The sequence below is a fragment of the Acidiphilium multivorum AIU301 genome (genome assembly GCF_000202835.1).
GTDB lineage: Bacteria > Pseudomonadota > Alphaproteobacteria > Acetobacterales > Acetobacteraceae > Acidiphilium > Acidiphilium multivorum.
The window spans coordinates 573,889-593,442 of the sequence record NC_015186.1; the positions used below are offsets into that span (position 1 = coordinate 573,889).

Here is a 19,554-nt window from a genome sequence, read left to right on the forward strand (position 1 = left end):
GGGCGCGGCGGCGGGGCTACATGCCGGCCATGAGTGCGACGACCGATATTGCGGATGCCGGAATCCCGGAGATCCTGATTGTTCCCGACAAGCGGCTGCGGATGAAAGCGCGCCGTGTGGTCGGCGCGGACCGTGACGACGTGGCGGAACTGGTGCCGCGGATGTTCGCAGCGATGTACCGCGCGCCGGGTATCGGCCTCGCTGCGCCGCAGATCGGCGTGTCGCTGCGTCTGGTGGTGATGGATCTGGCGCCGGACGACCAGAAGCAGCCGATGGTCATGATCAATCCCGAGATCACGGCGCGGAGCGAAGAACTCGTCTCGCGCGAGGAGGGCTGCCTGTCGCTGCCGGGTCAGTATGCCGAGGTGATCCGGCCGGGGCAGATCAGCGTGGCATTCGAGGACGAGGACGGCAAGAAGCGAACGATCGATGCCGACGGGTTGCTGGCGGCCTGCATCCAGCACGAGATCGATCATCTCGACGGGGTCCTGTTCGTCGATCATCTGTCGGCGCTCAAACGGAACATGATCCTGCGCAAGCTCGCGAAGGATCTGCGCGAAAAGGCCGCGCGGAAGCCGGCACGCTGATGCGTCTCGCGTTCATGGGATCGCCTGGATTCGCGGTGCCGGCGCTGCGGGCGCTGCATGCGGCGGGCCATGATATCGTCGCGGTCTATTGCCAGCCGCCGCGACCGGTCGGGCGGGGCCATCGCATTCACAAATGCCCGGTTCATGAGGCTGCGGAGGCGCTCGGCCTGACGGTGCGGACGCCGGAGCGCCTGCGCCGGGATGATGCCGAGCGGGCCTATTTCCGCGCGCTCGACCTCGATGCCGCAGTCGTCGCCGCCTATGGACAGATTCTTCCAGCGGACATGCTGGTCGCCCCGCGACGCGGCTGCATCAATATCCACGCGAGTCTGCTGCCGCGCTGGCGTGGAGCCGCGCCGATCCATGCCGCGATTCTTGCGGGGGATGCGCAGACCGGCGTGACCATCATGCAGATGGATGAGGGGCTCGACACCGGGGCGACGCTGCTGGCCGAAGCGGTGCCGATCGGCCCTGAGGATACAACGGTGGATCTGCTTGACCGGCTCGCCGATCTGGGTGCCGCGCTGGTCATCAAGGTGCTTGACGGGAATTTTCCGCCTGTGCCGCAACCGGAGGCGGGGGTGACCTATGCTCCGAAACTCTCGAAGGCGGACGCGGAGATTGACTGGTCGGCATCTGCCGCAGTGATTCTGCGGCGGATTCGGGCATTCTGGCCCTGGCCGGGAACGGAGACGCGGCTCGACGGCGAGGCGCTCAAGATTATCCGCGCCGAACCGGCGGCGGGGCAGGGCGAACCGGGAACGGTGCTTGATGACCGCCTGGCCATTGCCTGCGGCGATGCTGCGATACGGCCGACTCTTGTTCAGCGCGCGGGGCGGGCCGCAATGCCGGCCGAGGCGTTCCTGCGCGGCCATCCGGTCGCCATCGGGACGCGTCTGGGGTGAGGCGCTGGGCGCTCAGGCTCGAATATGACGGCCGGGGCTTTGTGGGCTGGCAGCGCCAGGAGAACGGGCTGTCGGTGCAGGAAGTGCTGGAGACGGCCGCATCCCGGCTATGTGGCGGCGATGTGCCTGACAGCGTGGTTGCTGGCCGCACCGATGCCGGTGTTCATGCCGCTGGACAGGTCGCGGCGCTGGAACTACCGGACCGGCTCGATGCGCGGGCGGTACGCGAAGCGCTGAATTTCCACATGAAGCCGCACGCGGTGGCGGTAATCGAGGCGGCGCCTGCGCCGTCGGCGGCGTGGAGTCCGCGATTTTCGGCGATCGGGCGGGCCTATCGCTATTTGATTCTTAATCGATCCGCCCGGCCGGCCCTGCGGGATGGGTTCGTCTGGCACGTGAAGGCGCCGCTCGATGCTCCGGCCATGCACGAAGCGGCCCAGTCGCTGCTGGGACGCCACGATTTCACCAGTTTCCGGGCCAGCTCGTGCCAGGCGAATTCGCCGCTGCGCACGCTCGATCGGCTCGATGTCCGGCGGGACGGCGAAACGGTCGTGATCGAGGCGGAGGCACGCAGTTTTCTTCACCACCAGGTGCGGAACATGGTTGGAACACTCAAGCTGGTGGGTGAGGGGCGCTGGCGCGTCGGTCGCGTGGCCGAGGCGCTCGCGGCGCGAGATCGTTCGGCGGCGGGGCCGACCGCACCGCCGGATGGGCTGGTGCTGGTCGCGGTCCGCTACGAGGTTGATCCGTTCCCGCGGAACTGACCCCCCGATGGGGATGGCGCTTGTTCTGTTGCCTTGACAGCCCGATATCGTCTAGAGCGAAGATCTCGTATTCGCGTTTCTTCCACAACGACAGGAGAGCGACATAGCCAGACTACCCGTTCCGCCGAGCCCGCCCAGCCGCGAAGGCCCGCGCGTCAATGAAGACATTCGTGTGCCCCAGGTCCGTCTCATCGACCAGGATGGTGAAATGCTGGGTGTGATGAGCACCAGAGAGGCGCAGCGCCGCGCCGGCGAGGTGGGACTGGACCTCGTTGAAATCAGCCCGAACGCGGACCCGCCGGTCTGCAAGCTGCTCGATTATGGCAAGTTCAAGTACGAGCAGCAGAAGAAAAAGAACGAGGCGCGCAAGAAGCAGAAAGTGATCGAGATCAAGGAGATCAAGGTCCGCCCGAACATCGACGAGAACGATTATCAGGTGAAGCTGCGCGCCATGAAGAGCTTTATCGGCGATGGGGACAAGGTGAAGGTCACGCTGCGGTTCCGCGGGCGTGAAATGGCGCATCAGGAACTCGGCGTGAAGGTGCTCGAGCGCATCCGACTCGATATGGAAACCGATACCAAGGTCGAGCAGATGCCGAAGATGGAAAACCGTCAGATGATCATGGTGCTCAGCCCGCGCTGAGCACCCGCGCAGCGTCATGCTGGGTTTTGTGACTGGACTGACTGCGGAAGCCGCCCTGCTGCGTGGGGTAAGAGCCAGGGTGGTTGTCGGCGGCGGAACTCCTGACGGTGCCCTGCATGCTGCCCGAACTCTGGCTCAGGACAAAGCGGTTTCGGCGCTGATCAGCTTTGGTCTTGCCGGAGGACTGGATCCGGGCCTTGCGGCGGGAACGCTTCTTGTGCCGCGAAAGGTCCTTGATTCACAAAAGGCTACGTATTCTTGCGAGCTCCGGCTGACGGAGATGTTGGGGGGGGCGACTGTGGATGCCCTGATCGGTGGCGGGAGCGTGGCCGTGACCCCTGAACACAAGCGGGTGCTGTTCGCGTCGACCGGAGCTGCCGCGATCGATCTCGAATCAGCGGCCGTTGCGCGTGTTGCCGCCGAGTACGGTCTGGATTTTGCCGTATTGCGCGCGATTGCCGATCCAGCGCGACGGCGTTTGCCGCCGGCTGCCCTCGTGGCGCTCGGTCCCGACGGCCGAATCTCCATCGAACAGGTCCTGAAAAGCGTTTTCCGCCGGCCCGCGCAGATCCCGGATCTGATCGCGCTGGGCCGTGAAGCCGCCGCCGCGCGCCGGACTCTGCAGCGCGCGCTCGAGTTCTACAGGTCGAGGGCCAACACCACCGGGACGTGATCGGAACCGCGTTCCCAGTCCCGAGCGTCCTGAAGAATGGCATGGCGCGCCAGATTGCCGATCAGGTCCGTCGAGACCCAGATGTGATCGAGTCGCCGGCCCCTGTTGGAGGCCCGCCAGTCCCTGTTCCGATAAGACCACCAGGTGAAAAGCTTCTGGTCATCGGGGACGAAATGCCGGATGGCGTCGATGAAACCTTCGGTCCGCCAGGCGTTCAGACCCTCGGTTTCCGGCGGCGTATGGCTAACGACGTTCAATAACTGCTTGTGGCTCCAGACATCGTTTTCCAGCGGCGCGATATTCAGATCACCCACCAGCATGGTGCGATGCGGGCGGTTCATTGCGAAGTGGTCGCGGGCTTCCGCAATGAAATCGAGCTTGTGCCCATATTTCGGGTTCTCTGCCCGATCAGGGATATCGCCGCCGGCAGGGACGTAGAAATTGTGCAGCACAAGCGGATCGGTTCCGGTATCGATTCGCGCGGCAATGTGCCGGCAGTCCGATTTCATGCACCAGTCGGGCGTATCCTCGACCGCTGTAAGCGGAAGGCGGGAGAGGATCGCAACGCCGTTATAACCTTTCATGCCGCGTTTGAGCACATGAGGCAGACCGAGTGCCGTGCCGAGGTCTTCCGGGAAAAGGTCGTCGGGGACCTTGGTTTCCTGCAGGCAAACGATATCGGGCGCGGCCTGGTCCATGAGACTGTGCAGCAGATCCCGACGGAGTCGAACCGAATTTATGTTCCAGGTCGCGACGGTCAGAGCGGTCATGCGAGGGTGAATTCCAGTTCGCCGACGCCATCAATGACGCCGTAAACGCGGTCGCCTGGTTGGATCTGGCCGACGCCATCGGGCGTGCCGGTATAGATCAGATCGCCCGGCTTCAGTTCCACGAGGGACGAGAGGAACGAGATAATGTCGGCGACCGGCCAGATCATGTCGGACAGATCGCCGTTCTGGCGCCGCTCGCCATTCACCGCGAGGGAGATGCGGCCAGCAGCAGGATGACCAATTCGTGCGGCCGGAACAATGAGGCTGATCGGCGCAGAGAGATCGAAACCCTTGCTCATGTCCCACGGACGGCGAAGCGACTTTGCTTCGTCCTGCAGATCCCGGCGGGTCAGATCCACGCCGGCCGCATAGCCATAGATATGGGCCAGCGCCGCGTCGGACGGGATATCCCGGCCGCCTGCGCCCAGCGCCACGACGAGTTCCATCTCGTGATGAAGGTTCTGCGTTGCCGAAGGGAAGGGGACGCTGTCGCCCAGCGCAATCGCATCGGCGGGTTTGGTGAAGAAGAACGGCGGCTCGCGATTCGGATCGCCCCCCATTTCCCGCGTGTGCGCCGCGTAGTTGCGGCCGACACAGAAGATGCGTCGGACCGGGAAGAGCCCACCGCCTGCAACGGGAACAGCCGGTATTGCCGGCGGTGCGATCACGAATTCGGACATATTCTGTTCCTGCCTTTGTTGTGACTGATCAGACCGCCTTGTTCACGGCGGCCCCGAAGCTCTCGAAAATGCGGCGGGATGCCGCATCATGTTCGAAATCATATTCCGGATGCCATTGCACACCGACCAGATAGCCCGGACCGGTCCCTGTCACCGCTTCAATGGTTCCATCCGTGGCGCGGGCCTCGACCAGCAGGCCGGGGGCCAGCCGGTCGATTCCCTGATTGTGAAGGGAGTTGACGGAGAGAAGGTTGCTTTCCACGATCCGGGCGAGACGTCCGCCGGAGCGCAACGTGACGTGATGGGCCTTTCCGGTTCGCACCGGGGCGTGTGGCTGCATCGGCGTCGAATGGTCGATGCGCCCAGGCAGATCCTGCAACCGCTGATGCAACGTGCCGCCGAGGGCGACATTCAGTTCCTGGAGGCCGCGGCAGATGGCCAGAACCGGCAGGCCCCTTGCGACCGCGCCACGGACAAGCGGCAACGTCACGCGGTCTCGTTCCGGATCCTCGGGCGCGTCGTCCGGCGGTTGCGGTGGGCCGCCGTAGAACACCGCCGCCACATTGCTGCGGCTACCGGTCAGGATCAGCCCGTCCAGCCGGTCAAGCAGGGTGTCGACATGCGAACGGTCGCCATTGGCCGGAATCAGAACAGGGACGCCACCGATGACCAAGTCGACGGCCCGGACATATGTGTCCGAGGCCGCATGATTGAGCATTCCGAAAACGCCGAAGAGCTTTCGGCAACAGGAAATGCCGATCAGTTTCGATGACCGCGATATCATGCTCGACTTTCTCGCAAATCCGGAACGCCGTGTCAGCATCGCGCTGGGGACTGCCAGAGTTGCGGCCGTGGTTGCCGCCTGGGCTTCCACGGGTTCAGTTCGTGTTGTAGCCGGGAACGAATTCGAAGGTTTTGTCGGGGAACGGTGCGGCCGGCTTCAGGTCGTACAAGCTGACCTGGGTCACGCGGTCTTGAGCGTCGGTAAGCCGCCATTGCCGCAACTCGATCGGATTGGTCGAGAAGACGAGGGTGATGTGGCCCTGCGCTTCCCTGCCCGCCCGCGTCAGCGTGACCTGGATTTCCCCTGGTGGCGTCGAGACGCGCAGGAGCTTGACATCGCCGCCGAAGGTTATGTGCTTGGCGAGGAGGATGCCGAGAGGCGTGGACGACAGCGGAATGTTGGTTGTCTGGTCCAGCTGCGGATCGTGATACACAAGCAACCCGAAGCCCGCGACGAGCAGTTGAGGGTCCGGCTTGTCATATTCGAACCGCATTTTCCCAGGGCGCTGCACGATGGCGGTGCCGGTTCGGACGGAACCATCGGGGCCAACCTGCATGAAGCGGGCGGTGACGGTCTTCAGGCTGTTCAGGTAATCGAGAACTTTACCCAGGACCTGCTGTGTGTGGCCGGACGAAAGGGGGGCCGACCACGCAGGGGAAAAGGATGCCGCAACGCAGGTTGCGGCAATGCCCAGCAAAGCTCTTCTGGCAATCATTCCGTTCCCGTATTCCACTCAGTTTGCCGCGACCGAACGGCGGCTCGTCTGCTCCGGACGGCTGCGTCCGTCACTTGTCACCTCGGTCATGACGCTACGGATTTCCCGCAGAAAAGCCGAACCTTTGGTCGTGCGCTGCACCAGAACGCTGCGGCGATCCGACGGATCGACCTTCCGGCGGGCGAGGTCGAGATCGGACAGACGGTCGAGGGCCCGGGTGATGGCGGGCTTCGACACGTTGAGTTCGCTCGCAAGCCCGCGGACGGTGTGAGCGTCATCATTCAGATAACAAGTGAGGAATACGCCGAGCTGTCGTGCCGACAGGTCGACCCCCTCACGTCTCACCAGAGCAACGATCGTGTCTCGTAGAACCCCGACGAGCTCCTCAGAATTCATTTGCTGGCCCATGCAACTTTTTCTCCTCTCCGGTTGTCTGACGCTCATGATCACCAGAGGGAACTGGCGGTCTCAGGCCTCCCAAAAAGGGACGATCGAATTACGTGCAGCCTTGTCTCAGGAGGACAACCTGAGATCAATTATGAATCCTGAAGCTTACGCACAAGACATTGAAACATGAAAACATTGCAATTCCATTGCCGAATATTTGCCTTAATTCATAGGTCATTATCAAGGCCGTTTCGTGGTCGATACGCTGGCAAGGGCTTCGATGGCGCCAAAAGTGGCATGAAGGGCCTGCGCCTCGCCGCCCTCAGGCTTTCCCGCTCTGGTAGAGTCGTTCCACGCGTAGGTGTCGATATGTGCCCAGGGCGTTCCGGAGGGGACGAAGCGGCGCAGGAACAGAGCTGCGATGATCGCCCCGGCGAACGGCTTCGAGGCGACCGAATTCAGGTCAGCGGTTGGGCTGTCTAGCCAGGATTCGTAACCTTGCCATAACGGCAGGCGCCAGAGCGGATCATCGGCGGCCGTGCCCGCCGCTAAGAGCCCATTGGCGAGCGCATCATCATTCGAGAAAAGTGCCGGCAGATCCGGCCCGAGGGCAACGCGGGCCGCCCCCGTCAGCGTCGCGAAATCGATCAGCCAATGGGGCTTTGCGTCGGCTGCGTCGGCTAGCAGGTCGGCCAGGACCAGTCGGCCCTCGGCGTCGGTGTTGCCTACCTCCACATTCAGGCCCGCGCGCGTGCGGATGATGTCGAGGGGGCGCATCGCGTGTCCGGACACGCTGTTCTCAACGCAGCCGATCCGCACATCGAGCCGAACCGGAAGATTCAGCGCCATCACGGCCTGCGCGACTCCGAGGGTAATTGCGGCGCCGCCCATATCCTTCTTCATCCGTAACATTGCGGCGCTCGGCTTGAGGTCGTAACCGCCGGAATCAAAACAAACTCCCTTGCCGCAAAGCGAGATCAGCGGATGAGAACTGTCGCTGCCCCAGTTGAACTGCAGGACCTCCGGTGGGCGCTCTGAACCGGCGCCCACCGCGTGCACCGCGGGATATCCGTCTTCAAGTTCCGCGCCTCTGATTCGCCTGACGGCGGCGCCGTAGCGTTCCGCCAGGGTGGTTCCCGCATCGGCTAGATCGGAAGGGCCGAGATGATTGGCTGGTGTATTGATGAGGTCGCGCGCGAAGCAGATCGCGGACGCGAGGTGCCGGGCCCGGTCGGGCGCGTGGTCGACCGAAATCCGAGGCAGAGGAGGCCGCGGCCTACGAAACCGCTCGAATCGGTAGGTACCCAGGGCAATTCCAAGCCATGCCTGGCCAGGATCGTAGTCGCCTGGCAGCAGCGACCATTCGGCGCCCGGCGGCAACTTCGCGTGCAAATCGCCGAACGTGGCCTGGGTAGGTCGGTCGCCAAGCCCGAGCAATGCACCCGAACAGCCATTCGGGCCGTGTAGGAGAACCACCGCAGAGGCCTGCCCCGTAAATCCCTGCATGCGGACAGATGCTGCGGTCGGCGTATCTGCGGTGGCGAGAAACGGTTCCACGGCATCCGGACGCAGCGCCCGGATCGGTAGTCTGGGGCCGGAATGTGATGTCTGGGGATCAGGAGTGAGAATCATCATGGTTTCCGCACGTTATAATAGGCGTATCGGTCACGTCGTTGCTGAGCCGCAAATCCGGTGCGAGAATGCCGGAAACCGCAGGTGATCGGCAACTCTTGACCGACATCGATCGAAGCCTGAATGCCCGGTCGCAGCAGGCTGAAAACATTGGATCATTTCGTTCGGAAAGTTGTCCACTCCTGGATGTGACGCATATAACTCCGATGTCATCTTCCACAGGCCTCTTTTTTTTACTTTTGGCAATTCTGGAATGTTTTAATATCAGAGACTTAGAGAGATCATCGGATCGGGCCGTAAATTTCCTGAGAGGGGTTGACTGGTCAGTCACATCTCCATTCTTGCAAACCATGCACAGACTTATCCACAACCTTTCGGTGCTAATGGACCAGGATGATGAGTGATACGCAGCGACCCGCGCCAAAGGGGATTGAAGTGATCTCAGGCGCGCTCGTCTCCATGCCGGCGGCGCCTGGCGTATACCGGATGCTCGATCTCTCCGGAAACGCGCTTTATGTCGGCAAGGCGCGTAGCCTGAAGAAAAGAGTCACGACCTATACGCAGATCGCACGTTTGCCCGAACGGTTGCGGCGCATGGTGTCGGAAACCTCCACCGTCGAGATCATCACCACCCATACGGAAGCTGAGGCGCTGCTTCTTGAAGCCAATCTGATCAAGCGGTTAAAGCCTAAATATAATATCCTGCTGAGGGATGACAAATCCTATCCCTGGTTGGTGATCACGGAGGATGGGGATTTTCCCCAACTCGCGAAGCACCGCGGCGCACAAGTGCGCAAGGGGCGCTACTGGGGGCCGTTCGCTTCGGCGTGGTCGGTGAACCAGACGATCCAGGCGCTGCAGCGTGTCTTTTTGCTCCGTACATGCCCCGATACGGTCTTCGCCAATCGCACGCGGCCCTGCCTCCTGTTCCAGATCAAGCGATGCTCGGCTCCGTGCGTCGGGCGCATCGATGCCGAGGCCTATGGGGCGCTGGTCCGCCAGGCGAGTGATTTTCTGTCCGGCCGCGCGGGGACGGTGCAGCACGATCTGGCCGCCGCAATGGCAGCTGCCGCGGACGTCATGGAATACGAGCGTGCGGCGGCGATCCGGGATCGCATCCGTGGCCTTGCCCACATTCGCGGCGGTGACGTGATCAACCCCGAAAGTGTTGGCGATGCCGATGTGATCGCGATCCATCAGGCGGCGGGTCAGTCCTGTCTTCAGGTCTTCTTCATCCGAGGCGGGCGGAATTATGGCAACCGGAGTTTCTTTCCCACCCAGGCCCAGGGAGCGACGCCGGGCGATGTACTCGGTGCGTTCATTGCCCAGTTTTATGACGACAAGACTCCGCCTCCTCTCATTTTGCTCAGCAACACCGTCCCCCAGGCCGACCTGCTCAAGGATGCGCTTGGTCTCAAGGCAGGGTACAAGGTTGAACTTGCCGTGCCGCAGCGCGGTGAGAAGCGCCATGTCGTCGAGCACGCGGCAACCAATGCCCGGGAAGCACTCGAGCGAAAGCTGGCGGAGTCCGCGGGGCAGGAAAAACTGCTTGCGGCGACGGCCGCTCTGTTCGGTCTTGAGGGAAATCCGGAACGGATCGAGGTTTACGACAACTCTCACATCATGGGCACCAATGCCTATGGTGTGATGATCGTTGCCGGTCCCGAGGGCTTCATCAAACCGGCTTATCGGCGCTTCTCGATCAAGGGGCCGATCACGCCGGGCGACGATTTCGCAATGATGCGCGAGGTGCTGACGCGTCGCTTTGTCCGGGCGACGGCCGAAGACCCGTCGCGTGAAGATGGCACCTGGCCGGATCTTGTCGTGATAGATGGCGGCGCCGGGCAATTATCGGCGGCGCGCGCGGTACTGGACGAACTCGGGGTAAGCGATGTTCCGCTGGTCGCGATCGCCAAGGGGCCCGATCGTGACGCGGGGCGTGAATGGTTTCATCTGCCGGACCGTTCTCCCTTTCAACTGCCGCCCCGTGACCCCGTGCTTTATTTTCTCCAGAGGTTGCGCGACGAGGCGCACCGCTATGCGATCACGACCCATCGAGCGAGTCGCAGCCGCAAAATCACCACGAGTGAGCTAGATGGCATTCCTGGTATCGGATCGGCGCGAAAGAAGGCCCTGCTCAATCATTTCGGTTCGGCACGGGGCGTGCGCCAGGCCGGATTGAAGGATCTGGAAGCTGTCTCCGGCATAAACCGGACGACGGCCCGACTGATTTACGGCTATTTCAACCCGGATGCTCGATTTGACGATCTTCCCGCAGGAGGAATCCGGAAAGATTGACGGCGGGTTAAAAATTTCATCGACACAACTTAAGGTTTAATGTTAAATACAACCATAGAGTTGTATTTTGCATTTGATGCACCTTAAGGAGTGGTCATGTCAGACACGATCAGCGGCACCGTGCTCTCCGGGGTTACCCTATCGTCAGCGCAGTATGCCGACCCGGTGGCCATCGAAGGCATCATCGACGTGGCTGGGGGAAATGCCCTCGTGGCGCCCCTGACGTGGACAATCGACGTGACCGGGACAATCGCCGCATCAGATGACGGAGGAGTTCTGCTTCTTGCAGGCGGTCAAATCGACAATCATGGCCTGGTGACCGCCGCGAGCGATGCCGTGTTGTCCACGTCGGGTCGTGCTTTCGACATCCAGAACGAGGCCAGCGGAACCCTCGCGAGTGCCTCTGGCGATGCGGTGAAGCTGAGTGGCGGCGTGACGGGAAGCACTCTGCTGAATGCCGGCCTGATCTCTGCGGGGAACGCCGGAATCGGTCTTCAGATCGGCGCGGCGGTAGCCATCAATGAGGCGGGAGGGGTGATCGAAGGCGGGTCCGCGGGCGTGGTTCTCGGCAATGTCGCCAGTTTCGATAATTTCGGGACCGTTGGCGGCTCGACTGGCATTCTGGTTCCCATCGGCCAGAATTATGTGGACATCGTCCAGGGCGGCTTGGTGAGTGCCAGTTCCGGCCCGGCGATTTCCTTCACTGGCGGAGCCGTGATGACGGTAACCGATACCCTGACTGTTCTGCCGGGCGCCACGTTCGACGGCGCCGCCATCGGCGGGCAGGTCGCCGATCTCGTGTTTGGCGGGACGACGGAAGGCACCTTCGTCAATCCAACGCAGGAATTCGTGCAGTTCAATACGATTTCGATCGCGGCGGGAGCAACGTGGGATCTTGCGGGCATCTCGACGATATCGTCGTCCTTCCGGAATGACGGAACACTTCTCGTGCAGGCTGGAGATGCGATCGATTTCGGAGCGGCGGTTTCCGGCTCCGGAGTGATCGACCTCGCGGGCGGTTTTGTCGATTTCGCAAACACCGTTGCCGCCGGTACGACAATCGACTTCAACGCGCCCGGCTCGTTCATGCAGTTCAACCAGTCGCATCCGTTCTCCGGTACCGTCGAAGGATTCACGCCGGGTGATACGATCGACATCACCGGATTTGGCGCGTCGCAGCAACTGAGCGGAACGGTTGCGGGTAATGTCCTGACCCTGAATAACGGTCTGGCACCCCTTTACGTGACGTTTGCAACGGCGCCTGGACCACTTGCCGTCGTGGCGATCGGCGGCACGAACCCGAAGACTTTCGAGGTCGTTGTGCCTTGTTTCCGCCACGGCACACGCCTGCTGACGCCTTCGGGCCTGCGGCCAGTAGAAACCCTTTCCGAGGGGGATGAGGTGATCACGCTGCGTGGAGAGGTCCGGCAGATTGCCTGGCGCGGCCGGCGGCGGATTGATTGTCGCCGGCATCCTGTGCCGGAATCGGTGTTGCCCGTGCTGATCGAAAAAGATGCCTTCGGTGTCGGGCAACCCTGCCGTGACCTGTATCTCTCGCCCGATCATGCAATCTGGATCGACGGTTCACTGGTCGAGATCAAACGTTTGATCAACGGCCTGTCCATCCGGCAGGTAACGGTGCCGACCGTGACCTATTATCATGTCGAACTGGAAAGCCACGACGTTGTTCTGGCCGAGATGCTGCCGGCGGAGACCTATCTCGATTGCGGGAATCGTTTCCAGTTCGAGGATGGCGACGCCACCATTTCGCTGTTCCCGGACTTCGGGGCTCTGGCGCGCGACCCCGGCCGCCTCTATGCGCCGGTTGTCGACGGTGGCCCGGATCTCGCGCGGATCCGGGCGGGTCTGCAATACCGGGTTGCCTCACGTGGCATTCGCCAGAAGGCAGGAAACTTCCAGGTCGTTGCAGATGGAAAGACAGTGGCGCCTGTCTGGTCGGCGGACCGGCACCGGATTTACCGGTTGCCGCCCGCGCCTTGCGACCTCAAACTGCTGTCAACCGCCTCTCGCCCGGCAGAACTTGACCCGGCTTCGGAGGACTGGCGGTGGCTTGGGATCGCCATATGCGACGCTGTGCTGGACGGCGATCCGGTTGACATCGCGGCACCATTCTTTGGCCGGGGATTTCATGGTCCCGAACATGCGGGAGATGGCTGGTTCCGCTGGACCGACGGGACCGCGACGATGGACGCGGCTGGCGCCCGCGAACTGGCCTTCACCGTCAGGGCTGTTGCGCCGGTGTGGGATGTGCCGGCTCCGTCTTGCGGTGTTTCGGTAAGGCATCGTGCTTGAGTGTCGCGTTGCGAATGACCTGCCGCAGGCCTAGCGCCGCCTGACTGGCCGCGGCGGCGGCAACGTCGCCCCAGTAGGGTGTCATTTCGCTCGGCTTCAGATCGTGAAGCTGGGAGACCTTGCCGATGAATCCGCCGCGCCGGTTCCGGACTGTCCAGTCAAGTTCGACCAGGTCGCTTCCGCCCGGTTTGCCGTCCTTGTTGGCCGGGCTTACCTTCACGACGCCGTCGATCAGGAAATCGGCGTCGGCCGTGTGGTCGACCATGACCACACCGAGTTTCGGCAGATCCCGGGAGACATCGAGTTTCAGGGCATGGTTGCCATCACCCGGCGCTCCGGTCACGCGAATGAGCCTGACGCGGGGAGGGCGGTTTTCAAGAGACGCCGGATTGCTTTGCTGCACGGCGGCATTGATCGCGGAAAGCTGTTTCACGAGGCCGGGCGCCGCCGCATCCGCTGCCTGCCTGAGCGTTGCGGGATCCCCCGCGGCCCAGGCGGCTCCGCTCACTTCGGCGCCTGTCAGGTGGCCATATTCCTTGTGACCGGGACCGATGATCCGGAAGCCGGGAATGACCGTCGCATTCGCTGTGCGCGCCGTTGCTTCCAGTTGCCAGTCATAGGGACGCGCCGGGCGGACGATGCTGGGCACATTCCGGTCGACAAGCGCTTTGGCAAGATCGTGCGCGTAGGCATCGGCAGCGCGGTTGCCAAGGAGCGCATCCGGCGGCGGAGGGACGATGAGGACCGGCGGTGGCGGCACCGCCAGGCGGGCGCCCATCGCCCCGGGCTTCCCCAGAAGAGGCTGGGGAAGCGTTCCGCAGCCTGCCAGCAGCAACGGCAGCGCAACGAGCAGCCGCCGCCTCATGACCGCACCATGATGATCGAGATCTGGTGGCCGCCCGCGCCTTCGCCGCGCAGGGTTCGGCGGCGGTGGGAGAAAAATGCGGTTTCATCGCTGAGCGTATCGTGCGGCAGGATCGCCGCGTCGATGCCCACCATCGCCAGGCGCGCGGCGCAATAACCCGGAAGGTCGAAGTGCCAATGGCCCGGACGACCGGCCGAGAAAAAACATTCGCTTTCAGCGCCGCTGGCGAGCACTGCCGTTCTCATGTCCAATCCCACCTCATAGCTCTCCCTGTGGATGCAGGGACCGATTGCTGCGACAATCTTTGAAGCGCCCATCCGGCGCATCAGAGCGGCGGTCTGCTCGAGAACGCCAGCGGCGGCACCACGCCAGCCGGCATGGGCCGCGCCTACGATCCTGCCATCGGCGGAACTGAAGAGCACGGGAGCGCAATCTGCGGTGATGATTCCCAGGGCGAGGCCCGGCTGGTCGGTCACCATGGCGTCGGCTTCGTGGAACGGCCCCTCCGGATCGGGGGAGGTGACGGCAACCGCCCCGTGAACCTGTCGCAGTCCGGCCAGACGGTCGCGATGGCCGCCGATGGCCATGACGGCGCGGGCGCGGTTCTCCGCGACGTTGGCAGGATCGTCCTGCCCGGACCGGCCGCAATTTAGGCTTGCATAAGGCCCCGGAGACACGCCGCCCGCGCGGGTGAAGAACCCGTGAGGAACATCGAGCGAAGCGGTGACGAACGAAATCATGCCCCAAATCCTGGAAGTGGCTCCATCCCTCGTGGGCAGATGGCCATCACACGGAACAGGCTCCCCATAGCCTCAGGGGAGGTCAGCCGCCGTGTTGCGGCCAGCAGGCGCAGCGCATCGTCCTGTCCCGCATGATGACCGAGTTGGGCAGTGCGTTCATGAATCCCCAAGGCTGCGAGGAACGCACCCTGCGCCGCTGGCCCTCGGATCTCGGCCCCCGCGTTGCGGGCCGCCATGGCCAGACGGCTAAAATCGACATGGGCGGTGAGATCCCGCCGGCCTGGTTCGGCGAGCGGATCGGCCGGCTGGCCATCCATGATCGCCTGGAGGGACTCGCCGGTAGCGCCGCCTTCATGGCCGTAGTCGATCAGAAGTGCGCTGCCGCCACGGCGGGAGATACGCGAGGCAAGGGCGGCCACGAAGGCCTCTGCGGTCTCGTTCCGCTCGATGACCGTTCCCTCCGGCGCATCGGGCAGAGCCGTCTCCGCGGATGCCTCGACGAAAGCACCATCGGCGACGTAACGCTCGCGCCATGCCGGACCGCGCCGGACGAACTGGCGGATCGGCAGGGCATCAAGAAATTCGTTGGCGAGAAGGATGATCGATTGATCCGGGATTGTCGACAGATCGGCGTGGAACATCGCCTGTGGCAGCCTGTCTTTCAGCAGCCCGATCAGTCGGGGCGAGGTTTCGATCAGATGAATGTCGGCGGCTTCGACGAACGCGGGCATGGCCCGCTTTGCCGCGCGGAGCGCGTCGGTCATCAGATGACCGCGGCCCGGCCCGGCCTCGACCAGAGCAAAGGGGGCCGGGCTGCCGAGCATGCTCCAGGCCATGGCAACCCACAGGCCGAGCAGCTCACCGAAAACCTGGCTGATTTCCGGTGCTGTCACGAAATCCACAAACGGATCGCGGCTCGCGTAGTAAGCGGCATTGGCGCGGGCCATGAAGGCGTCAAGCCGCTCGATCATGCGGTGGCGAGGGCGCCCTGGCGGCGAGCGACGTATTTCGCGCGCCAGATCATCGTCGCGCCGATCACGATCATCGGGATCGACAGCAACTGTCCCATGGTCAGCCCGAACATGAGGTAGCCGAGAAACCAGTCCGGCTGTCGGAAACATTCGGCGGTCGTGCGGGCAATGCCGTAGCCCATGACGAACATGCCGCCGAGATAGCCGGGCTGGCTGCGGATCCGCTCGTTGCGGGAGGCAATGAGCAGAACGATGAACAGCACGAGCCCCTCGAGCGTGGCTTCGATCAGTTCGGATGGGTAGCGCGGCACGTCCGACCCGGATTCGGGATAGATCATGCGGAACGGAAACCAGGCTGGCGCGGGGCGTCCCCAAAGTTCGCCGTTCACGAAATTGGCAATGCGGCCGAGAAACAGGCCGATCGGCACCGGCACGGCGACGCGGTCGCCGAAACGCCACGGGTCGATGCCATGCCGGCGGCAATAGATCAGGATTGCGACCGCCACACCCAGCATGCCGCCGTGGAAACTCATCCCGCCATCCCACACGGCATAGGTCCGGTTCAGATGATCGAGAAAATAGACCGGCTGATAGAACAGAATATAACCGAGCCGACCGCCGAGGACGACGCCGAGAGTTGCCCAGGACAGGAAATCGTCCACCTGCTCGTGGGTTGCGACGACCGGCGCCTCGCGCACGAGGCGGCGCATCAGCCGCCAGCCAAGCACCAACGCGGTGATATAGGCCAGCGCATAGTAATGGATGGCGAATGGTCCGAACCGGACAAGAATCGGATCGAAATGCGGCCAGACATAAACGTTTTTCATCGGTACTGATCCGGCCGGCTGAGGAAGTTCCTGATATAGGCCTCGACGCCCTGTTCGAGGGGCGTGAAGGGACGGTCGAAGCCGGCCGCGCGCAAGCGGTCCATCCGAGCCTCGGTGAAGGATTGATATTGCCCGACCAGACTCTCCGGCATCGGAACGAATTCGATCCGCTCGCCGACGCCACATGCAGAGCAGACTGCGCGGGCGAGATCGACATAGCTGCGCGCGGTGCCGGTGCCGAGGTTGAACAGCCCGCTCACCTCGGGATGATCGAGCAGGAAGAGGATCGCGGCGACAACATCGTCCACCCAGATGAAATCGCGCGCCTGCTGGCCGTCCGCTATATCAGCCCGGTCAGACCGAAACAGGCGGGCCGGGCTGCCGGAAGCGACCTCGTCGAACTTCACCTTGACGACCGAGATCATGCGGCCCTTGTGATATTCATTGGGTCCGTAGACGTTGAAGAATTTCAGGCCGGCCCACTGCGGCGGTCGGGGTCGGCCCGCCGCGCATTCGCCGGCCACCCACAAGTCGAAAGCGTGTTTGGACCACCCATACAGGTTCAGCGGCCGCAACCTTCGCAGTGCCGCGAGGTCATTGTCATCGTCAAAGCCTGCCGAACCGTCGCCATAGGTCGAGGCCGACGATGCATAGATGAAGGGCAACCGCTGCGCCGCGCACCAGCGCCATAACATCTGGCTCAGGGCAACATTCGACTGCCAGACCAGATCGCCATCGATGGCGGTCGTTTCGCTGATCGCGCCGAGATGGATCACCGCGTCGAGTGGCGGCTGGCTGGCGAGGAAATCGCCGAGTTCACGCGGTTCAACGATCATCGCCGGTGGGTGAGCGCGCAGGTTGCGCCATTTCCCCGTTGTGCGGAGCTTGTCGACAATGACGACGTTCAGATCGCGTTCGTGCAGTGCTGCGTGGAGATTGGAGCCGATGAAACCCGCTCCGCCCGTGACCAGTATCATGGAGGCGTTTATAGAGAGGCGGAGATGATCCGTCATCACCACTCTGCAGGAGAATTGGCATGACCGAGAGACCGCGGTTTTTTGATGATCTGGCAGGCCTTGCCGGCGGCGCGCTCTCGGCGGCCAGCGGCCTGCGCGACGAAATCTCAGCCCTGGTGCGGGCGCGGGTCGACGAGGCGATCCGGCGGCTCGACCTTGTCAGGCGCGAGGAATTCGATGCGGTGATGGAGCTTGCGGTCAGGGCGCGTGCGGAATCCGAAGCTCTTGCCTCCCGTGTTGCGCATTTTGAGGACATGGTAATTCCGGCGGCTCCACGCCCTGTCGGACCCGATGCCGGCGCCTCGGCCACCCCGTCGGCACCGGCATCGGGTCCGCTGGCGGTCCCGGATCAGGATGGCAATGCGCCGATCTGACGCAGATAGCCAAGCAGCGGCAGCAGGGGCAGGCCGAGGATCGTGAAGAAATCCCCCTCGATCCGCTCGAAAAGTTGAATGCCCGGCCCCTCAAGGCGATAGGCGCCGACCGAGTGCAGTGCGGCCTCGCCCTCGGCGGCTAGATAGGCGGTAATGAAGGCGTCCGAGAGAGGCCGCATGGTCAGCCTCGGCGCCTCGCCGTGAAACCACGTCACTTCGCCGTCACGGACGCAGGCAATGCTGGTCTCGAGCCGGTGCGTCCGGCCGGAAAGCCGGTGCAGGGTTTCGGCGGCCTCCTCCCGGTCGGCGGGCTTGTCAAACCATGTGCCTTCGCAATCCAGCATCTGATCGGCGCCGATCACGACCGCATCGGGATGACGGGCAGACACCGCGAGAGCCTTCTCCCGGGCAAGCCTGGCCGCAACCACCGCAGCCGACTGGCCGGCGAGCGTGCCGGCGCGCTTGATGGGCGCTTCATCGACCCCCGATGACTCGGTATCCGCCAGCACACCGGCCGCCTTCAGCATCGACTGCCGGGTGACCGAGGTGCTGGCGAGAATCACCCGCACTCAGAATCCCTCGAGCACGATCTTCCCGCGTGTGGTTCCGCTTTCGACCGCCGCGTGGGCACGGCGCAGATTGGCGGCCGTGATCGGGCCGTAATTCTCGGTCATCGTCGTGCGGAGGACACCTTGGTCGACGAGCCGGCTCACCGATTGCAGGATGTGATGCTGTTCGATCATCTGCGTCGTCTGATGCAGCGAGCGCGCGAACATGTATTCGGTGTGCACCGAGGCCGACTTGTTGAAGATTTCGTTCATATCAAGCGGCCCCGTCGATTCGATGAGCCCGATCCGCCCTTCCGGGGCAAGCACATGGCACAATTCGCGCCAGTGCCGTTCGACGTGGTTGGTGCAGAATATGTAGCTTGGCGCGCTCACTTCGCATGTCTCGAGCTGGTGCGCCAGCGGATGGTGGTGATTGATCACGTGATGCGCGCCGAGAGATGAGCACCAGTTGATGGTTTCCGGCCGTGAGGCCGTCGCGACCACGACGAGTCCCGTCAACTGGCAGGCAAGCTGGATCGCCATCGAGCCGACGCCGCCTGCGCCGCCGACAATCAGCAACGTATCGTGATGCACGCGGTCGCGCGGGATGGAAAACCGGTCGAAGAGCATTTCCCATGCTGTGAGTGTCGTCAGCGGCAGGGCTGCGGCTTCGGCGAAGCTCAGCGAGCGCGGCTTGCGGGCGATGATCCGCTCATCGACTGCGTGGAACTGGGCGTTGCTGCCCTGGCGGTCAACGGAGCCGGCGTAGAAGACCTCGTCGCCGATGCCGAAGCGCGTGACGCCGGGACCAACCGAGCGCACGATTCCAGCGGCATCGAAGCCGAGGATGCGGGGCTCGCCGAGCGGTTCGTTACGCCGCCGGATCTTGGTGTCTACCGGGTTCACCGACACGGCGCGAACCTCGACGAGAACGTCGTGAGTCCGCAATACGGGATCGGGTGCCTCGATATCGATCAGCGCCTCGTCGGCAGTGACTGGCAGAGAGTGAGTGAAGGCGACAGCTTTCATGAGTTGGCCTCATCTTTGGGGACGGAAGATCCG

The 19,554-nt window shown here is 63.2% G+C and carries 21 protein-coding genes; 8 read left to right on the forward strand and 13 right to left on the reverse strand.

Annotated elements, in window-relative coordinates:
- Positions 1-20 precede the first annotated feature (20 nt).
- The 5 genes from def to ACMV_RS21385 all read left to right on the forward strand — a co-directional run bounded on the left by def (position 21) and on the right by ACMV_RS21385 (position 3,572).
- Entirely contained in the window at positions 21-587 is a 567-nt protein-coding gene (gene def, locus ACMV_RS02475; RefSeq protein WP_007422319.1) for a peptide deformylase, read from the forward strand.
- Positions 587-1,492, forward strand: coding sequence for a methionyl-tRNA formyltransferase (gene fmt, locus ACMV_RS02480; RefSeq protein ID WP_013639449.1), 906 nt, complete (start codon positions 587-589; stop codon positions 1,490-1,492). Before def ends, fmt begins: the two co-directional genes overlap by 1 nt.
- Positions 1,489-2,256, forward strand: a complete 768-nt coding sequence (gene truA, locus ACMV_RS02485) for a tRNA pseudouridine(38-40) synthase TruA (RefSeq protein WP_007422317.1) — start codon at positions 1,489-1,491, stop codon at positions 2,254-2,256. The genes fmt and truA overlap by 4 nt, the downstream gene beginning before the upstream one ends.
- A 103-nt stretch (positions 2,257-2,359) precedes the next feature.
- Positions 2,360-2,899 (forward strand): translation initiation factor IF-3, encoded by a 540-nt coding sequence (infC, locus tag ACMV_RS02490; RefSeq protein WP_035185014.1) that lies wholly within the window; start codon positions 2,360-2,362, stop codon positions 2,897-2,899.
- A gap of 16 nt (positions 2,900-2,915) precedes the next feature.
- Positions 2,916-3,572, forward strand: a complete 657-nt coding sequence (locus ACMV_RS21385) for a phosphorylase family protein (RefSeq protein ID WP_231844468.1) — start codon at positions 2,916-2,918, stop codon at positions 3,570-3,572.
- Here the strand turns inward: ACMV_RS21385 and ACMV_RS02500 are convergent.
- From ACMV_RS02500 to ACMV_RS02525, 6 genes are all read right to left on the reverse strand, one after another.
- Positions 3,539-4,342 carry an exodeoxyribonuclease III gene (locus tag ACMV_RS02500; protein WP_013639451.1) on the reverse strand — a complete coding sequence of 268 codons (804 nt, stop codon included), beginning with the start codon at positions 4,340-4,342 and terminating at the stop codon, positions 3,539-3,541. The two genes, ACMV_RS21385 and ACMV_RS02500, sit on opposite strands and share 34 nt — an antisense overlap.
- Positions 4,339-5,022 carry a fumarylacetoacetate hydrolase family protein gene (locus tag ACMV_RS02505; RefSeq protein ID WP_007422313.1) on the reverse strand — a complete coding sequence of 228 codons (684 nt, stop codon included), beginning with the start codon at positions 5,020-5,022 and terminating at the stop codon, positions 4,339-4,341. The genes ACMV_RS02500 and ACMV_RS02505 overlap by 4 nt, the downstream gene beginning before the upstream one ends.
- A 28-nt stretch (positions 5,023-5,050) precedes the next feature.
- On the reverse strand, positions 5,051-5,806 hold the full coding sequence (locus ACMV_RS02510) for a gamma-glutamyl-gamma-aminobutyrate hydrolase family protein (protein ID WP_007422312.1): 756 nt from the start codon (positions 5,804-5,806) through the stop codon (positions 5,051-5,053).
- A 94-nt stretch (positions 5,807-5,900) separates the two neighbouring features.
- Positions 5,901-6,521, reverse strand: a complete 621-nt coding sequence (locus ACMV_RS02515) for a LolA family protein (RefSeq protein ID WP_011941513.1) — start codon at positions 6,519-6,521, stop codon at positions 5,901-5,903.
- Between the two features lie 18 nt (positions 6,522-6,539).
- Positions 6,540-6,929: a MarR family transcriptional regulator gene (locus ACMV_RS02520; protein ID WP_007422310.1), complete on the reverse strand. Its 390-nt coding sequence runs from the start codon at positions 6,927-6,929 to the stop codon at positions 6,540-6,542.
- A 219-nt stretch (positions 6,930-7,148) separates the two neighbouring features.
- Positions 7,149-8,540 (reverse strand): leucyl aminopeptidase family protein, encoded by a 1,392-nt coding sequence (locus ACMV_RS02525; RefSeq protein WP_013639452.1) that lies wholly within the window; start codon positions 8,538-8,540, stop codon positions 7,149-7,151.
- A 393-nt stretch (positions 8,541-8,933) separates the two neighbouring features.
- On the opposite strand from ACMV_RS02525, the gene uvrC reads away from it, so the two are divergent.
- Positions 8,934-10,838: an excinuclease ABC subunit UvrC gene (gene uvrC / locus ACMV_RS02530; protein ID WP_013639453.1), complete on the forward strand. Its 1,905-nt coding sequence runs from the start codon at positions 8,934-8,936 to the stop codon at positions 10,836-10,838.
- 96 nt (positions 10,839-10,934) lie between these two features.
- Positions 10,935-13,151 (forward strand): Hint domain-containing protein, encoded by a 2,217-nt coding sequence (locus tag ACMV_RS02535; protein WP_013639454.1) that lies wholly within the window; start codon positions 10,935-10,937, stop codon positions 13,149-13,151.
- Here the strand turns inward: ACMV_RS02535 and ACMV_RS02540 are convergent.
- The 5 genes from ACMV_RS02540 to rfaD are packed head-to-tail and all read right to left on the reverse strand — an operon-like array spanning position 13,081 to position 17,531.
- Complete coding sequence (locus ACMV_RS02540; RefSeq protein ID WP_013639455.1) at positions 13,081-14,016, reverse strand: hypothetical protein; 936 nt, start codon at positions 14,014-14,016, stop codon at positions 13,081-13,083. The genes ACMV_RS02535 and ACMV_RS02540 overlap by 71 nt on opposite strands.
- Positions 14,013-14,756, reverse strand: a complete 744-nt coding sequence (gene pgeF / locus ACMV_RS02545; RefSeq protein WP_013639456.1) for a peptidoglycan editing factor PgeF — start codon at positions 14,754-14,756, stop codon at positions 14,013-14,015. The genes ACMV_RS02540 and pgeF overlap by 4 nt, the downstream gene beginning before the upstream one ends.
- The gene (locus tag ACMV_RS02550; protein ID WP_013639457.1) at positions 14,753-15,727 is read right to left on the reverse strand and encodes a class I SAM-dependent methyltransferase; all 975 of its coding nucleotides are present in this window, start codon (positions 15,725-15,727) and stop codon (positions 14,753-14,755) included. The genes pgeF and ACMV_RS02550 overlap by 4 nt, the downstream gene beginning before the upstream one ends.
- Positions 15,724-16,554, reverse strand: a complete 831-nt coding sequence (gene lgt / locus ACMV_RS02555; protein WP_007422304.1) for a prolipoprotein diacylglyceryl transferase — start codon at positions 16,552-16,554, stop codon at positions 15,724-15,726. The genes ACMV_RS02550 and lgt overlap by 4 nt, the downstream gene beginning before the upstream one ends.
- Positions 16,551-17,531 (reverse strand): ADP-glyceromanno-heptose 6-epimerase, encoded by a 981-nt coding sequence (gene rfaD, locus ACMV_RS02560; RefSeq protein ID WP_007422303.1) that lies wholly within the window; start codon positions 17,529-17,531, stop codon positions 16,551-16,553. Before rfaD ends, lgt begins: the two co-directional genes overlap by 4 nt.
- Positions 17,532-17,590: 59 nt before the next feature.
- Here rfaD and ACMV_RS02565 point away from each other — a divergent pair, with 59 nt between their 5' ends.
- Positions 17,591-17,944 (forward strand): accessory factor UbiK family protein, encoded by a 354-nt coding sequence (locus tag ACMV_RS02565; protein WP_013639458.1) that lies wholly within the window; start codon positions 17,591-17,593, stop codon positions 17,942-17,944.
- Here ACMV_RS02565 and ACMV_RS02570 read toward each other — a convergent pair.
- Complete coding sequence (locus ACMV_RS02570; protein ID WP_013639459.1) at positions 17,920-18,513, reverse strand: Maf family protein; 594 nt, start codon at positions 18,511-18,513, stop codon at positions 17,920-17,922. The genes ACMV_RS02565 and ACMV_RS02570 overlap by 25 nt on opposite strands.
- Positions 18,514-19,521: a zinc-binding alcohol dehydrogenase family protein gene (locus tag ACMV_RS02575; protein ID WP_007422300.1), complete on the reverse strand. Its 1,008-nt coding sequence runs from the start codon at positions 19,519-19,521 to the stop codon at positions 18,514-18,516. It abuts the gene before it with no gap.
- Positions 19,522-19,554: the final 33 nt, after the last annotated feature.

What these genes read in the sequence shown, in the direction of transcription:
- def (WP_007422319.1), top strand. Translation starts at nt 21, where the DNA reads ATGCCGGCCATGAGTGCGACGACCGATATTGCGGATGCCGGAATCCCG.
- fmt (WP_013639449.1), top strand. Translation starts at nt 587, where the DNA reads ATGCGTCTCGCGTTCATGGGATCGCCTGGATTCGCGGTGCCGGCGCTG.
- ACMV_RS21385 (WP_231844468.1), top strand. Translation starts at nt 2,916, where the DNA reads ATGCTGGGTTTTGTGACTGGACTGACTGCGGAAGCCGCCCTGCTGCGT.
- ACMV_RS02500 (WP_013639451.1), bottom strand. Translation starts at nt 4,342, where the DNA reads ATGACCGCTCTGACCGTCGCGACCTGGAACATAAATTCGGTTCGACTC.
- ACMV_RS02505 (WP_007422313.1), bottom strand. Translation starts at nt 5,022, where the DNA reads ATGTCCGAATTCGTGATCGCACCGCCGGCAATACCGGCTGTTCCCGTT.
- ACMV_RS02510 (WP_007422312.1), bottom strand. Translation starts at nt 5,806, where the DNA reads ATGATATCGCGGTCATCGAAACTGATCGGCATTTCCTGTTGCCGAAAG.
- ACMV_RS02515 (WP_011941513.1), bottom strand. Translation starts at nt 6,521, where the DNA reads ATGATTGCCAGAAGAGCTTTGCTGGGCATTGCCGCAACCTGCGTTGCG.
- ACMV_RS02520 (WP_007422310.1), bottom strand. Translation starts at nt 6,929, where the DNA reads ATGGGCCAGCAAATGAATTCTGAGGAGCTCGTCGGGGTTCTACGAGAC.
- ACMV_RS02525 (WP_013639452.1), bottom strand. Translation starts at nt 8,540, where the DNA reads ATGATTCTCACTCCTGATCCCCAGACATCACATTCCGGCCCCAGACTA.
- uvrC (WP_013639453.1), top strand. Translation starts at nt 8,934, where the DNA reads ATGATGAGTGATACGCAGCGACCCGCGCCAAAGGGGATTGAAGTGATC.
- ACMV_RS02535 (WP_013639454.1), top strand. Translation starts at nt 10,935, where the DNA reads ATGTCAGACACGATCAGCGGCACCGTGCTCTCCGGGGTTACCCTATCG.
- ACMV_RS02540 (WP_013639455.1), bottom strand. Translation starts at nt 14,016, where the DNA reads ATGAGGCGGCGGCTGCTCGTTGCGCTGCCGTTGCTGCTGGCAGGCTGC.
- pgeF (WP_013639456.1), bottom strand. Translation starts at nt 14,756, where the DNA reads ATGATTTCGTTCGTCACCGCTTCGCTCGATGTTCCTCACGGGTTCTTC.
- ACMV_RS02550 (WP_013639457.1), bottom strand. Translation starts at nt 15,727, where the DNA reads ATGATCGAGCGGCTTGACGCCTTCATGGCCCGCGCCAATGCCGCTTAC.
- lgt (WP_007422304.1), bottom strand. Translation starts at nt 16,554, where the DNA reads ATGAAAAACGTTTATGTCTGGCCGCATTTCGATCCGATTCTTGTCCGG.
- rfaD (WP_007422303.1), bottom strand. Translation starts at nt 17,531, where the DNA reads ATGATACTGGTCACGGGCGGAGCGGGTTTCATCGGCTCCAATCTCCAC.
- ACMV_RS02565 (WP_013639458.1), top strand. Translation starts at nt 17,591, where the DNA reads ATGACCGAGAGACCGCGGTTTTTTGATGATCTGGCAGGCCTTGCCGGC.
- ACMV_RS02575 (WP_007422300.1), bottom strand. Translation starts at nt 19,521, where the DNA reads ATGAAAGCTGTCGCCTTCACTCACTCTCTGCCAGTCACTGCCGACGAG.